This window comes from Blastococcus deserti (genome assembly GCF_042682525.1).
Classification (GTDB): domain Bacteria; phylum Actinomycetota; class Actinomycetes; order Mycobacteriales; family Geodermatophilaceae; genus Blastococcus_B; species Blastococcus_B deserti.
The window spans coordinates 156,326-170,902 of the sequence record NZ_JBHUHP010000009.1 but is presented as its reverse complement, the minus strand read 5'-3'; the positions used below and the strand labels follow the sequence as shown (position 1 = coordinate 170,902).

10 protein-coding genes and 1 tRNA gene are annotated in these 14,577 nt (G+C 74.4%); 2 read left to right on the top strand and 9 right to left on the bottom strand.

Features of this window, described 5'->3' with window-relative positions; translation table 11 throughout:
- The first annotated feature begins 17 nt into the window (after positions 1–17).
- The gene (locus ACFSHS_RS08815) at positions 18–512 is read left to right on the top strand and encodes an inorganic diphosphatase (protein ID WP_376874185.1); all 495 of its coding nucleotides are present in this window, start codon (positions 18–20) and stop codon (positions 510–512) included.
- 83 nt (positions 513–595) lie between these two features.
- Here the strand turns inward: ACFSHS_RS08815 and ACFSHS_RS08810 are convergent, their stop codons facing one another.
- The 5 genes from ACFSHS_RS08810 to tmk all read right to left on the bottom strand — a co-directional run bounded on the left by ACFSHS_RS08810 (position 596) and on the right by tmk (position 5,723).
- On the bottom strand, positions 596–1,360 hold the full coding sequence (locus tag ACFSHS_RS08810; RefSeq protein ID WP_376874183.1) for an SAM-dependent methyltransferase: 765 nt from the start codon (positions 1,358–1,360) through the stop codon (positions 596–598).
- Between the two features lie 63 nt (positions 1,361–1,423).
- The gene (locus ACFSHS_RS08805) at positions 1,424–2,074 is read right to left on the bottom strand and encodes a class I SAM-dependent methyltransferase (RefSeq protein ID WP_376874181.1); all 651 of its coding nucleotides are present in this window, start codon (positions 2,072–2,074) and stop codon (positions 1,424–1,426) included.
- 139 nt (positions 2,075–2,213) lie between these two features.
- Positions 2,214–2,286 (bottom strand) — tRNA-Thr (locus ACFSHS_RS08800).
- A 57-nt stretch (positions 2,287–2,343) separates the two neighbouring features.
- Positions 2,344–3,513 carry a DNA polymerase III subunit delta' gene (locus ACFSHS_RS08795; protein WP_376874179.1) on the bottom strand — a complete coding sequence of 390 codons (1,170 nt, stop codon included), beginning with the start codon at positions 3,511–3,513 and terminating at the stop codon, positions 2,344–2,346.
- Entirely contained in the window at positions 3,510–5,723 is a 2,214-nt protein-coding gene (gene tmk / locus ACFSHS_RS08790) for a dTMP kinase (protein ID WP_376874177.1), read from the bottom strand. The genes ACFSHS_RS08795 and tmk overlap by 4 nt, the downstream gene beginning before the upstream one ends.
- Before the next feature lie 293 nt (positions 5,724–6,016).
- Between tmk and ACFSHS_RS08785 the strand changes: the two genes are divergently transcribed.
- Entirely contained in the window at positions 6,017–6,886 is an 870-nt protein-coding gene (locus tag ACFSHS_RS08785) for a trans-aconitate 2-methyltransferase (RefSeq protein ID WP_376874175.1), read from the top strand.
- A gap of 91 nt (positions 6,887–6,977) precedes the next feature.
- On the opposite strand, the gene topA is transcribed toward ACFSHS_RS08785, so the two are convergent.
- The 4 genes from topA to ACFSHS_RS08765 all read right to left on the bottom strand — a co-directional run bounded on the left by topA (position 6,978) and on the right by ACFSHS_RS08765 (position 14,462).
- Positions 6,978–9,830, bottom strand: a complete 2,853-nt coding sequence (gene topA, locus ACFSHS_RS08780) for a type I DNA topoisomerase (RefSeq protein WP_376874173.1) — start codon at positions 9,828–9,830, stop codon at positions 6,978–6,980.
- 265 nt (positions 9,831–10,095) lie between these two features.
- On the bottom strand, positions 10,096–11,634 hold the full coding sequence (locus ACFSHS_RS08775; RefSeq protein ID WP_376874171.1) for an alpha/beta hydrolase: 1,539 nt from the start codon (positions 11,632–11,634) through the stop codon (positions 10,096–10,098).
- The gene (locus ACFSHS_RS08770; RefSeq protein WP_376874169.1) at positions 11,631–11,990 is read right to left on the bottom strand and encodes a hypothetical protein; all 360 of its coding nucleotides are present in this window, start codon (positions 11,988–11,990) and stop codon (positions 11,631–11,633) included. Before ACFSHS_RS08770 ends, ACFSHS_RS08775 begins: the two co-directional genes overlap by 4 nt.
- Positions 11,991–12,197: 207 nt before the next feature.
- Positions 12,198–14,462: a sodium-translocating pyrophosphatase gene (locus tag ACFSHS_RS08765; protein WP_376874167.1), complete on the bottom strand. Its 2,265-nt coding sequence runs from the start codon at positions 14,460–14,462 to the stop codon at positions 12,198–12,200.
- Positions 14,463–14,577 lie beyond the last annotated feature (115 nt).

The following is a 14,577-nucleotide window of genomic DNA, read 5'->3' as shown; positions in this document are numbered from 1 at the left end:
TGGGTCACACTACGTCCGTGCAGTTCGACGTGACGGTAGAAATCCCGAAGGGCCAGCGGAACAAGTACGAGCTGGACCATGCCACCGGACGCATCCGCCTGGACCGGATGTTGTTCACCTCCACCCGCTATCCGGCGGACTACGGCTACATCGAGAACACCCTGGGCATGGACGGCGACCCGCTCGACGCCCTGGTCCTGCTCGAGGAGCCGACCTTCCCCGGGTGCCTGATCACCTGCCGGGCCATCGGCATGTTCCGCATGACCGACGAGGCGGGCGGGGACGACAAGGTCCTCACCGTTCCGGCGACCGACCCGCGGATGTCGCACCTCACGGACATCACCGACGTGTCGGAGTTCGACCGCCTGGAGATCCAGCACTTCTTCGAGACCTACAAGGACCTCGAGCCGGGCAAGTCGGTCGAGGGCGCCGAGTGGGTCGGCCGCGAGGACGCCGAGAAGGAGATCCTCGCCTCCCTCGAGCGCGCCAAGAACGGCGACGCCCACCACTGAAAGAGGACCCCGTTCTCCTCACCCCTCGCACGCTCGGGGTGAGCCTCTGAACGGGGCCGGGGCCGGGGTCGCTGCCGTCGCTCTCAGTGACCCCGGCCGGTGTCGTGCAGGACGACGGTGGCGAAACCGAGGTGCCCGCGGTAGCCCTCCAGCCACTGCCGCCGGTGCTCCCGCGCGATCCCCAGGGCCTCCGTACGCTCGTCGTCGTCGGCCTCCTCCAGCGCCCACGTGACGAGCGAGCCGGTCCAGGACCACTCGTAGCGGTCCCACTCAGCCGCCGTGCTGAGGTGGCCGAAGCCGGGCTCGTAGCCGTGCCGCGCGACCTCCGCCATCAGCCCGGGCAGGTCCGGCAGCTCGCCGGGCGCGGCGCCGAGCGCGTCGAGGGCGGCCTGGCTCGGCGTCCCCTCCCAGTAGCCCTCGCCGAGGAGGACCCGCCCACCGGGCAGCAGGTGCCGGCGGAGGGCCTCCAGGGTGGGAGCGAGTCCGCCGAAGGCATGGGTGGCGCCGATGCAGATCACGACGTCGAACCGCCCGCCGCTCCACGCAGCGGCGTCGGCCCGCTCCCACCGGACGCGATCGCGCAGCCCGCGGTCGTCCCCGGCTCTGCGCCGCGCCTCGTCCAGGGCGGGTGCCGACACGTCGACGCCGACGCCCTCCCAAGCGGGAAGAAGCCGGAGCGCCCCGCGCAGCCACTCGCCGGAGCCGCAGCCGAGGTCGAGCAGGCGCGGGGCGTCCGACGGCATCTCCGGTTCCAGCTCCGTCAGCAGCCGGTGGACGCTCTCGTCCGAGACGGGGGCGGCGACGGGGTGACGGCGGTGCGCGATCGCGCTGACCAGGGCTCTGTCCACCCGCGCATCGTGGGCGGTACCGCTGGCGCCGTCACGGCGATTGCGGGCGGCCGTGGCCGGGCGTCACTCCCGGACGGCGACGAGGGCGGTCCACAGGCCGGCGAAGCGCGTCTCCTGGGCGGCGACGCGCAGACCCGCGTCGGTGCACGCCGCGGCGATCGACCGAGACGTCGGGCGGTCGCCGTCGTCCGGATGGAAGGACACCGCCCGGAGGAGGCGGCTGTCGACGAAGCGGGCGGTCATCTCGGCGACGTACAGGCGCCCGCCGGGACGGAGGACGCGCGACGCCTCCCGGACTGCCTCGCGCCAGCCGAGGGCGTGGTGCAGCACGTGATAGCCGAAGACCGCGTCGTAGGACGCGTCCGGGTGGGCGAGGCGGGTGGCGTCGCCCTGCTCGACCCTCACCCGGTCCCCCAGGTCCGCGACCGCCCTCCGGCAGACGGCCACGCTGCGCGGGTGCAGTTCGAGGCCGTCAGCGCGAGCGGCATCGAAGAGCTCGAGCGCCAGCCGCAGCCCGGTGCCCCGCCTGCCGGTGCCCAGCTCGAGGACGTGCCCCCCTGGCACCGGGCCGCCGAGGCGGCGCAGCACCGGCGCCTCGAACCGGCGCTGTGCTGCTGCGCGTACCCGCGAGTCCACCCACAGCCGGTTGGCGTCCACGTAGGTCCACGGAACGGACGGCGAGGGCCGCCGGGCTGCCGGATCCGAGCTGCTCACCTGGCGACCTGCCTCCGTCGTCGTCCGGCCCTCGTCATGCCCTGCCCGCACGGGGAACAACCGTTCCGGTGCGGAGCCCTGCTCCAGGAACGACTCAGCGGGCTCGTCCGGCTGGACGAACCCGCTGGTGAAGGAGGAGAGCCGCCTGTCGGAATCGAACCGACGACCTTCTCATTACGAGTGAGATGCTCTACCGACTGAGCTAAGGCGGCGGACTGCCCGCACAGCCTACGACACCGCCGCGCCGGTTCTGCGCAGGGTCGCCGGGTTCAGGCGGGCAGCCGCAGCGCCACGGTGAGCGCCTCCAGGGCGATCCGCGGCTTGACGTTCTGCTCCAGCGCGAGCCGGCACGCCAGGACGGCGTCGATGCGGCGCAGCGCCCCCTCGGCACCGATCCGCCGGGCCAGCTCGGCGGCGTCGGCTCGCCGGTCGGGGTGGGTCAGTTGCGGCGGGTCGTCGGGCGCGGAGTCGAGCACCAGCGCGTCCCGGTAGAGGCCGGCGAGGTCGACCAGCGCCCGGTCGAGGGAGTCGCGGCCGAGGCGGGTGGCCCGCGACTTCTGCCGCTTCTCCAGCTCCTTGAGCTGCCCGGCGCCCCGGCTGGCGGCCGCCACCCCCGGCCCGCGGGCGCCCACGCCCAGGCTGGCCTTCACGGCCTCGGTCTCCGCGCTGTCGAGCGCGGCCGATGCCTCGTCGGCCTCCTCCTGCGCCGCGCCCACGAGGTCGTCGGCCGCGTCGAGGCAGGCCGCGAGCGAGATGAGCGACAACGGGACGTCGAGCACCGCCTTGCGTGCCATCCGCGCCGTCTCGTCGCGGGCCAGCCTGCGGGCGCGCCCGACGTGCCCGGCGGCGGCCGCGGCCGCCCAGGACGCCAGGGCCGGGTCGACGCCGTCCCGGCGGACCAGGACGTCGGCCACGGCCTCCACCGGCGGTGTGCGCAGGCCGACCACCCGGCACCGGGAGCGGATGGTGACCGGCACGTCGTCGGGGTGCAGGCTCGGGGCGCAGAGCAGGAACACCGTCCGGGCCGGCGGCTCCTCGAGCATCTTCAGCACGGTGTTCGACGCCTGCTCGGTCATCCGGTCCGCGTCCTCGACCAGCACCACCTGCCACCGGCCCTGCGACGGCGCACGCCCGGCGATCCGGACGATCTCCCGGACCTCGGCCACCCCGATCGACAGCCCCTCTGGCACGACGGTCTGCACGTCGGCGTGGGTGCCGGCCAGGACCGTGCGGCAGGCGTGGCAGGTGCCGTCACCGCCGTCCGGGCACTGCAGGGCGGCGGCGAACGCCCGGGCCGCCACCGACCGGCCGGACCCCGGCGGCCCGGTGAACAGCCAGGCATGGGTCATCGCGGCCGGGTCGGCCACCGCCGCGCGCAGCTCGGCGACCACCGCCTCCTGGCCGATGACTCGCGACCAGACCCCCTCGGCCGCGCTCACGGGTGCAGCTGCGGGGTCGAGCCGGTCTGGGCGTGCGGGTGGTGGGGTACCGACGAGGCGAGCTCCTCGTGCGGCACGGGGGATCCGTTGGCGCGCTGCGGCGAGGCGGCGGTCTGGGCCAGCTGCTGCAGCGGCAGCCCCGACAGCAGCTCGGTGACCCGAATCCGGATCCGCGCGGCGATGGCGTCCGGCGACTCCCGGGCGTCGAGGATCAGGTAGCGGTCGGGGTCGGCCTCGGCCAGCGCCCGGAAGGTCTGGCGCACGCGCTGGTGGAACTCCAGCGACTCCGACTCGAGCCGGTCGGCGACGGCACGGCCCCGGGCGCGGGCCAGGCCCACCTCCGGCGGCAGGTCCAGCAGGATCGTGAGGTCGGGCTGCAGCCCCTGGGTCGCCCAGCGCGACAGCATGCGGACGTCGTCCAGCGGGATGGTGCGGCCGGCTCCCTGGTAGGCCAGGGAGCTGTCCACGAACCGGTCGGTGATCACCACCTCGCCCGCGTCCAGGGCCGGGCGGAGGACGTCGTGGACGTGCTGGGCGCGGTCGGCGGCGTAGAGCAGGGCCTCCGAGCGCGGCGCGATGCCGGTGTGCGCGCGGTCCAGCACGATCGCCCGGATCCCGGCGCCCGACGGGGTGGCACCCGGCTCGAAGGTGGCCCGTGCGACGAGCCCCTCGTTGGTCAGCCACTCCTGCAGCCGCCGGACCTGGGTGGACTTGCCGGCACCCTCGCCGCCCTCGAAGGCGATGAGCACACCGCCACCGGCCAGGCGCCGCCGGGCGGTGGTGTCCCGCCGGAGCGCGGTGACCACGTCGGCCAGCAGCGGCACCGGCCGCCCGTCGTCCATCTGCCGGTAGGCCAGGACGCCCACGCCGATGGCCAGCAGGCCGGCCACGAGCAGCATGATCCGCTCCCCCGTGACCGGGAGGGTGATCACCCCGAGGTCGACCGAGTGCCGGCCGATGAGACCGACCCCGAACGGCACGACGGCCAGCGACAGGATCAGCGCGGCCCGCACCAGCGACTGCACGATGGCGAACGTCCGGCCGCGGATCTCGTCCTCGATCTCGGTGCCCAGGAGGGTGAACCCGGCCAGGTAGGCGATGCCGGCGAAGAAGCCCATGAGGACCACGAGCAGCAGGGCGATCCACAGCGCGAAGGTCCAGGACATCAGCACGACCATCGCGCCGGCCCCGACGATCGCGACGCCGAAGATCCGCTCGCGGGCGAGGTCGCGGGCGATGCTCGGCCCGATCGCGATGCCCAGCCCCAGGCCGATGAAGACCGCTCCGAAGAGCAAGCCGTAGGCCGCGTCACCGCCTCCGAGCGCGTTGGCGTAGGCCTGGCCGGTGGCGATGATCACGCCGGCGGCGGCGAAGGCGCCGGTGATGCCGACGACCAGGCCGCGGACCAGCGGCGTGTGCCCGGCGAAGGAGAAGCCGTGGCGCAGCGAGCCGAAGAAGCTCTCCTGCGTGCTCACCGCACCGGCGGCGCGGCGGCCGCTGATCGACGGCAGGTTCCAGATGACCACGGCCGCCACCAGGAAGGTGAGCGCGTTGAGGTAGAGCGCCAGGTCGACCTCATCGACCGTCGGCAGGAGCCGCTGCAGCTGCCCGCCGAGCGTGGTCAGGACGGCGAACACGACGGCCGCCAGCACCGGGGTCAGCCCGTAGGTGGTGACCAGCGAGAGCTGGTTCGCCGGCTCCAGCTGGTCCTTGCGCAGCATGTTGGGGACGGCGGCGTCCTTCGCCGGGATCCAGAAGAGGCTGATGGCCTCGATGAGGAACTGCGCGACGAACAGCCAGATGAGGTTGTCGACGATCGGGATCGAGGCGAACAGCCCGAACCGCATCACGTCGGTGACCACCATCGTCTTGCGCCGGTCGAACCGGTCGGCGAAGGCCCCGGCCAGCGGGCCCAGGACGATCGCGGGGAGCAGCCGGAACAGCAGCACGCCACCCAGCGCGAAGTTGGCGGCCGCGAAACCGTCGACGAGCGAGGTGGCGGTGGCGGTGATCGCCAGCAGGCCCAGCCAGTCACCGAAGCTCGACAGCGACATCGACAGCCAGAGCATGCGGAAGTCGCGGACCCGCAGCACGGCGCGCAGCTTGGCCACCAGCCCCACCGCACCGAGGACGTCGGGGTGCGCCCCCTCGCCGGCGTGGCCCTCCTCCGCGGGCTCCTTCCCCGGGCCGGCCGGTGCGGCGGCATCCACCTCCGTCAGCGGTACCGCGGCGTTCGGCGGAACTGGTGTGCCGGCGGACGGCAGCCCGTCGGCCGGCGGGCCGGTCCGGTCGGCCGGCCGCGCGTCGACCGCGTCGTCGGGCGGCGTCGGGTCGGACGGAATCGGAGCTCCCGGGCTCGGAGGGTGGGGGCGAAAGCTGTCCCTGGGCAGCCTCACGGTACCGGGGCGGACCGACGATCTCGGCGGATTTGCGCCCGGAGGAGCGAACGGCGGAGGACCGTCGATCCGCGCTGCGGCGGGTCCGGGAACTAGGGTCGGAACCGGTGACGACGAGCAGGCCGACGGCGGATGACGACGCGACGAACACCGGCGGGACGCCCCGGCTCGCGGCGACCTCGAGCGGCGGCCGGTCCGCGGCGTGGGACCCCGCGGGATACCTGCGCTTCGCCGGGGAGCGCGCCCGCCCGTTCGCCGAGCTGGTGGCCCGGATCGCCGCCGACGCGCCCACGACCGTGGTCGACCTCGGCTGCGGCGAGGGCAGCCTCACCGCCTCCCTGGCCGCGCGGTGGCCCGCCGCGCGGGTGACCGGGGTGGACTCCTCGCCGGAGATGCTCGCCGCCGCGGCGGCCGAGGCCCGGCCGGGGCGGGTCGAGTTCGTCCCGGGCGACGTCCGCGAGTGGGCGCCTCCCGGCCCGGTCGACGTCGTCGTCAGCAACGCCGTCCTGCACTGGGTGCCCGATCACGAGCGGCTGCTGACCCGCTGGGCCGGGTGGCTGCCGGCCGGTGGGTGGCTCGCGGTGCAGGTGCCGGGGAACTTCCGCGCGCCGACGCACGCGCTGCTGGCCGACCTCTGCCGGTCGCCGCGCTGGGCCGATCGGCTGGCCGGGGCCGCCCCCCGACCCGACGCCGTCCTCGATCCGGCCGGGTACCTCGACGTCCTGACCGCAGCCGGGCTGTCGGCCGACGCCTGGGAGACCACCTACCTGCACGTGCTGACCGGGACGGACCCCGTGCTGGCCTGGGTCCGCACCACCGTCCTGCGGCCGGTGCTCGCAGTGCTTCCCGAGGACGACGCGGCGCGGCTCACCGCCGAGTACGCCGCCGCGCTCCGCGACGCCTATCCCCCGCGCCCCGACGGCACGACCGTCCTGCCGTTCCGGCGGGTGTTCGCCGTCGGCAACCGCCCGTCCTGACCCCGGGCGGTCCTGCGGTCCTCACCCGTCGGCGCCACGTGCGGACGGCGGGTCGGGCACCGGCGGCTCCGCGTCGCCGACCCGCCGTTCCTCAGCCGGCGATGACGGGCGTGACGGTCTTCTTCGCCGCCGCCTTCTTCGCGGGCGCCTTCTTGGCCGCCGTCTTCGTGGCCGCCGTCTTCTTGGCCGCCGTCTTCTTGGCCGCCGTCTTGGTGGCCTTCTTCTTGGTCACCGGACCGCGTGCCCGGCGGTCGGCCAGGAGCTCGGCCGCCCGCTCGATGGTGATGGTCTCGACGTCGTCGCCCTTGCGCAGGCTGGCGTTGGTCTCGCCGTCGGTGACGTAGGGGCCGAACCGCCCCTCGCGGACGGTGACCTGCCCCTGGGTGACCGGGTCGTGCCCGAGCTCCTTGAGCGGCGCGGCGGCGGCCCGGCGGCCCCGCTGCTTGGGCTGGGCGAAGATCGCCAGCGCCTCGTCGAGGGTGACGGTGAAGAGCTTCTCCTCGTTCTCCAGCGACCGGGAGTCGGTGCCCTTCTTGATGTAGGGCCCGTAGCGGCCGTTGAGCGCCTGGATCTCCTCGCCGTCCGGGGCCGTCCCCACGGTGCGCGGCAGCGTCAGGAGCTTCAGCGCCTCCTCGAGGGTGATGCTCTCCGGCGTCATGGAGGCGAAGAGGCTGGCCGTCCGCGGCGCGTCCTTGCTGCCTTCGGGGACGACGGTCGTCACGTACGGGCCGTAGCGCCCCGCCTTGACGACCACCGGGTGGCCGGACTCCGGGTCGGTGCCCAGCTCGCGGTCACCGGACGGCGCCTCGAGCAGCTCCCGCACCTTCTCGCTGGTGAGCTCGTCGGGCGCGAGGTCCTCGGGAATGCTGACCCGGGGCCCGTCCTCCCCGCCGGCCTGCAGGTACGGGCCGTAGCGGCCGACGCGGACGACGACCGGCTTCCCGTCGGGCGTGGTGGCCCGGAGCGGGATCGAGTTCACGCCGCGGGCGTCGATCTCCTCCAGGCGCTGGCCGACGATCTGCTTGAGCCCGCCGGACTCGGCGATGCCCCCGCTGTGGCGGCCCTCCCCGCCGAAGTAGAACTCGGTCAGCCAGTCGACCCGCTGCAGGTTGCCGCCGGCGATCTCGTCGAGCTCCTCCTCCAGGGAGGCGGTGAAGTCGTAGTCGACCAGCTGGGCGAAGTGCTGCTCCAGCAGGTTGACGACGGCGAACGCGATGAACGAGGGCACCAGGGAGTTGCCCTTCTTCCACACGTAGCCGCGGTCCTGGATGGTCTGCATGATCGACGCGTACGTCGACGGGCGGCCGATGCCCAGCTCCTCGAGCCGGGCGACCAGGCTCGGTTCGGTGTACCGCGCCGGCGGCGTCGTGGTGTGACCCTTGGCCTCCAGCTCCCGGGTGTCGAGCCGCTGGCCGCGCTCCAGGCGGGGCAGCCGGCGCTCGGCGTCGTCGCTGGCGGTCTCGTCGTCACCCGTCGCCGGGTTCTCGTCGCGCGACTCCACGTAGGCCTTGAGGAAGCCGGGGAAGGTGATCGTGCGGCCGCTGGCGGTGAACTCGACGGCCTCGTCGGTGGCGCTGCGGCCGACCAGCCGGATGCTCACCGTCTGCCCCACCGCGTCGGCCATCTGCGAGGCGACGGTGCGCTGCCAGATGAGCTCGTAGAGGCGGAACTCGTCCCGGGCCAGCTGCGGGGCGAGCTGCCCGGGCGTCCGGAAGTTGTCGCCGGCCGGGCGGATGGCCTCGTGCGCCTCCTGCGCGCCCTTGGCCTTGCTCTTGTAGCGGCGCGCCTCGGCCGGCACGAAGGCGTCGCCGTAGAGCTCGCGCGCCTGCTGCCGGGCGGCGTTGATCGCCTCCTGGGACAGGTTCGTCGAGTCGGTACGCATGTAGGTGATGTGGCCGTTCTCGTACAGCCGCTGCGCCACCCGCATCGTCTGCGCCGAGGACCACCCGAGCTTGCGGCCGGCGTCCATCTGGAGCGTCGAGGTGGTGAAGGGGGCGTACGGACGGCGCCGGTAGGGCTTCTCGTCGACCCGGCTCACGGTCACCTGCCGGCCCTCGAGCCGGGCGGCCAGTCCGCGCGCGCCGGCCTCGTCGAGGTGGACGACGTCCCCGGTGACCCGGCCGGTCGCCGGGTCGAAGTCGCGCCCGGTGGCCACCCGGCTGTCGTCGACGCTCACCAGGCGGGCGCGCACCGTCGTCGGCTCGCCCTCGTCGGTGGCGGCCCCGGGTCGCTGGACGGCGAAGGTGCCCTCGAGGGACCAGTAGTCGGCGGCGTGGAAGGCCATGCGCTCCCGCTCGCGCTCGACGACGATCCGGGTCGCGACGGACTGCACCCGGCCGGCCGAGAGCTTGGGCAGCACCTTCTTCCACAGCACCGGGGAGACCTCGTAGCCGTAGAGGCGGTCGAGGATCCGGCGGGTCTCCTGGGCGTCGACCAGGGCGGTGTCGAGCTCACGCGGGTTGGCCACGGCCCGGGCGATCGCCTCGGGGGTGATCTCGTGGAAGACCATGCGGTGCACCGGGACACGCGGCTTGAGCGTGTCGACCAGGTGCCAGGCGATCGCCTCGCCCTCGCGGTCCTCATCTGTCGCGAGGTAGACCTCGCTGGCCTCCTTCACCAGCTGCTTGAGCCGGCTGACCTGCTGCTTGCGGTCGGGGCTGACGACGTAGAGCGGCTCGAAGGAGTTGTCGACGTCGACGCCGAGCCGGGCCCAAGAGGCACCCTTGTGCTCCGCCGGGACGTCGGCGGCGTTCCGGGGGAGGTCGCGGATGTGGCCGACGCTGGCCTCGACGACGTAGCCGTTCCCGAGATAGCCGGCGATCTTCCCGGCCTTCGTCGGGGACTCCACGATGACCAGGGGCTTGCTCCCGGGCGCGGCGGTCCGCCGGCGTGCCGGCGCCTTGGTCCCGCCGGCGGTGGTCTCGCTGCTGGTCTTCGTGGGCACGGTGCTCCTGTCGGTGGTGCTGCGGTGGTGCTGCGGGTGCGTGCGGGGCGCGGGCTGCCGGAAACGGTGCCGGGTGGATCCATCCCTGGGCGGGCGGACTCCCCGACTCCGGCGGGCGCCGCCGCGGAACGCCCCCTCGGCGGGCCACGGTAAGCCACGCACCGGACAAGGCGCCGGGGGCGACCCACCGTGGGCGCGCCGTCACCCGCACCAACGTCGGTGGCGTGCTCGTGTTCCCGCGCACCCGTCCACACCCCCGCACCGGTCAGCCGGGGGTGCGCACGCCCGCCACCACCTCTCCGATGGCGGGCAGGGTCGGGCGGTCGCGGTCGTAGTACTCCGAGTGGCCCGTGTCCGCGTCGACCGGCAGTCCGGTGGACCCGTAGGCCGGCGATCCGGTCGTCCGCCCGAACCAGCCGAGGGAGGCGACGAGGTCGGCCGGCGACGCCGCGTCGTACACCTCGGGGACGCCGAGGCTCGCGGCGTCGTCCTCCACGCCCGGGCTGCCCAGCAGGACGACGGCATCGGCGGCAAGCGGGCCCGCCACGTCAGCGGCCTCGTCGACGACGACCGTGCCGTAGCTGTGACCGAGCACCGTCGTGCGCGCGTCGGGCCGGGCGACCGCCTCCCGCGCGGCGTCGAGCCCGGCGAGGGACGCGGCCAGCGCCGCCCCGCCCGCCCACGCCGGAGCGCGGCTCACCACATCCCGGGGGCTGCCCGGGGTGTCGTAGCCCAGCCAGACCGCCGTCGCCACGGGAAGCCGGGGATCGGCGGTCCGCGCGGCGTCGGCGACCGCGCGGGCGTCGGTGACCAGACCGCGCAGGTCGTCACCGGGCGTGTTCCCGATCCCGGGGACGAGCAGGGCGATCGCGCCGGCGGTGTCGAGATCACCGAGGGCGAGGACCGCCCGGTCGCCGGTGAGGTCGAGCAGGTGCAGCTGGACCCGGCGGCCGGCGGCCTCCTCCGCCCGGATCCGCCGCGCCACGACACGGGCGGTGGCCGCCGCGGCCGGAGGTGTGGTCGGGCTCGCGAGCGCGGTGGAGAGGAGCTGCCGGTTGGCCAGGTCGCGCGCCCACGCCGGCAGCCCGTCCCGCCCGCCGAGGGCCACCGGTTCGGCGCGGAGGGCGGCGAGCTGAGCGGTGAGCGGAAGCGCCGCCCACCAGGCAGCCACCTCCTCGGGCGGTCCGGTCGGGGTGGGTGGCAGGCAGACCGGATCGGCGAGCGGGACGCGGGCGGCGAGCGCGGCGAAGTCGCCCGGCGGGAAGGCGTCGCCCGCGCCCACGGCGGCGAGGGCCGCACCGGCCCGCTCGGCGGCGGCGGAGGCGGCCGCCGCGTGGCTCAGCGCATCCCGGGCCGCGGCGACCGCCGGGCCCGGTGACGCGCCCGTCGCTCCCGGCACGAGAGCGACGGCGGCGGCTGCCAGTCGGTCGGTCTCCCGCAGGGCGGCGTCCACACCGTCCGGCAGCGCGGCGGCGAGCGCCAGCGCCTCGCCGGCCAGCACCTGCGCGGCGACCGCCTCGCCGGCGAGCCGCTCGAACGCGGTCAGCGACTCCTCCAGGGCGGCGTCCACGGTCCACGTCACGGTCGCGAGCTCCTGCGCGGCAGCGGCCGCCGCGCCGGCTGCGTGCCCCGACCAGCTCTCCCCCGACGCCAGGGACCGGGCGACCCCCTCCAGCCGGGCCCGCCAGGGCAGCAGCCGGTCGGCCACGGCGGCCAGCGAGCGCACGGCCCGGCGCAGCCCCGACACCTCCCAGGCCGCGATCGCGGCCAGCCGTGCGGAGTGCTCGGCGACCGGCCCGCTCACCGGGGCGCTGCCGGCGAGTCCGGGCCGATCCCGGCGGCGAGGCGGGCGTCCTCGGCGACGTAGGCGCCCGCGGCGGCGGCGAGGGTCTCCGCGAGGGCCGCCGTCCGTTCGGCGAGCACCTCCTCGAGCCTGGCCCACGCGATGGCCGCCGCACCGGCGCTCCACCCCTCCTCGCCGTCCAGCGCGACGGTGAGCGAACCCGCGGCGGCACGGCACCGGTGGGCGTCGTCGGAGAGCTCGGCGGCGAGGAGCGTCAGCTCGCCCGCGAGCCCCGTCACGGCCTCGGGGCGGACGACGACGGGCCCGGGAGGGGTCGGTGGGGCAGGGATCGGGCCGGCGGGGACGGGCGAGGACATGGTGGGCTCCCCTGGTCGGTCCGGCCCGCGGCGAGCCGGAGGCGACCGACGCTAGGAAGCGGGGCCCTGCTGCGTGCGCCGTCGTCCACAGTCGACGGTCGCGTCCACATCCTCCGCGCGGATCCTCCGGCCCGGAGGTGCCGGCCGGAGAATCCGCGCGTGGGATCAGCGTCGTGGGATCAGGGACGTGGGATCAGCGACGTGGGATCAGGGAGCGGTGACCTTGAGCGTGCCGTCGGTGGCGGTGCTCGGGGCGCCGCCGACGACGACGGACCGGCGCTTGGACACGACCACCGAGGCCACGATGATCGCCACGGCGCCGAGCGCGATGAGCACCCGGGCGGTCGTGTTGGCGTCCTCGCCCACCGAGAGCCCGACGATGGCCGGGGCGATGAGCAGGGCGACCAGGTTCATCACCTTGATCAGCGGGTTGATCGCCGGGCCGGCGGTGTCCTTGAACGGGTCACCCACCGTGTCACCGATGACCGTGGCGGCGTGGGCCTCGCTGCCCTTACCGCCGTAGGCGCCGTCCTCCACCATCTTCTTGGCGTTGTCCCAGGCGCCGCCGGAGTTGGCGAGGAAGACCGCCATGAGGGTGCCGGCCGCGATCGCCCCCACCAGATAGGCCGCCAGCGGGCCGATGCCCAGTCCGAAGCCGACCGCCACCGGCGCCAGGACCGCCAGCAGGCCGGGGGTGGCCAGCTCGCGCAGCGAGTCCTTGGTGCAGATGTCCACCACGGCGCTGTAGTCGGGACGCTCGCTGTAGTCCATGATCCCGGGCTTCGTGCGGAACTGCTCCCGGACCTCGAAGACCACTCGTCCGGCCGCCCGCGAGACGGCGCTGATGGCCAGACCCGAGAAGAAGAAGACGACCGCGGCACCGACGACCGCGCCGACCACGTTGTTCGGGTTCACCAGGCTGAAGGCGTCCCCGAGTGTCTCCCCGGCCTCCTCCAGCGCCACGTTGATCTGGGCGTTGTACGAGCCGAACAGGGCAGTCGCGGCCAGGACGGCGGTCGCGATGGCGATGCCCTTGGTGATCGCCTTGGTGGTGTTGCCGACCGCGTCGAGGTCGGTCAGCACCCGGGCGCCCTCCTCGTCGATGTCCCCCGACATCTCGGCGATGCCCTGGGCGTTGTCGCTGACCGGGCCGAAGGTGTCCATCGACACGATGACGCCGGCCGTGGTGAGCAGACCGCACCCGGCCAGCGCGACGGCGTAGAGAGCCGCGCCGCCGCCGATGAGGAACGCGCCGTACACCGCGCCGCCGATGAGCACTGCCGCGTAGACCGCGGACTCCAGGCCGAGGGAGATCCCCGACAGGATGACGGTCGCCGGCCCGGTCAGGGAGCTGCGGCCGATGTCCTTGACCGGCTTGCGGCTGGTCTCGGTGAAGTAGCCGGTGAGCTGCTGGATGGCGGCGGCCAGGACGACGCCGATGAACACCGAGACGAAGCCGAGGACCTGCGGGCTGACCGAGAGGTCGACGCCGTCGGAGAGGCTCGGCAGGTAGATGAACGACGCCGCGGCGACCAGGACGAGGGACACGGCGGCGGACGTGAAGAAGCCGCGGTTGATCGGGGCCATCCCGCTGCCGTCGTTCTTGCCGGGATTGGAGGCCAGGATGCCGACCACCGAGGCGATGACCCCGATCGCGGCGATCAGCAGCGGGAACACCATGCCCACCGAGCCGAAGAAGACCTGGCCGAGGATGAGTGCCGCGACGAGGGTGACGGCGTAGGACTCGAAGAGGTCGGCGGCCATCCCGGCGCAGTCGCCGACGTTGTCGCCCACGTTGTCGGCGATCGTCGCGGCGTTGCGCGGGTCGTCCTCGGGGATGCCGGCCTCGACCTTGCCGACCAGGTCGGCGCCCACGTCGGCGGCCTTGGTGAAGATGCCACCGCCGACACGCATGAACATGGCGAGCAGCGCGCCACCGAAGCCGAAGCCCTCGAGGACGATCGGGGCGGTGTCGTCGAACAGGAGCAGCGCGAGGGCCGCACCGAAGAGGCCCAGGCCGACGGTGATCATCCCGCAGACGCCGCCGGTCCGGTACGCGATGCGGAACGACGGCTGGTAGCCGCCACCGCGGGCCGCGGCGGCCACACGGACGTTGCCGCGGGTGGCCAGCGTCATGCCGATGAACCCGACCGACGCCGAGAAAAGGGCGCCGACGAGGAAGAAGATCGCCCGGCCCACCCGGGTCTCCCAGCCTCCCTCGGCCACCGGGAGCACCAGGAGCAGCAGGAACACGATGACGGCGAAGACGCCGAGCGTGCGGAACTGCCGTCTCAGGTAGGCCGCCGCGCCTTCCTGCACCGCCCGCGCGATGTCGCGCATCTTCGCCGTGCCCTGATCGGCGGCCAGGACGGCGCGCACCAGGTAGGCGGCGAACCCGAGGGCGGCCAGGGAGACGACGAGGACGACGGCGACCAGCGCCAGGTCCCCGCCGGACAGCGAACTGTCGGGCATGTGTTCCTCCAAAGCGGTCGTCGGCCGCCGGGAGGCGTCGGTGCTCCCCGGGTCGGCGGAGGTCCGCTCGGCGCATGGCGGGCCCGCGCGCCGAACGTCGGGCGAGTGTAAGGGA

Coding starts and splice junctions, on each gene's coding strand:
- ACFSHS_RS08765 (WP_376874167.1), bottom strand. CDS start 14,462: ATGCCCGACAGTTCGCTGTCCGGCGGGGACCTGGCGCTGGTCGCCGTC.
- ACFSHS_RS08770 (WP_376874169.1), bottom strand. CDS start 11,990: ATGTCCTCGCCCGTCCCCGCCGGCCCGATCCCTGCCCCACCGACCCCT.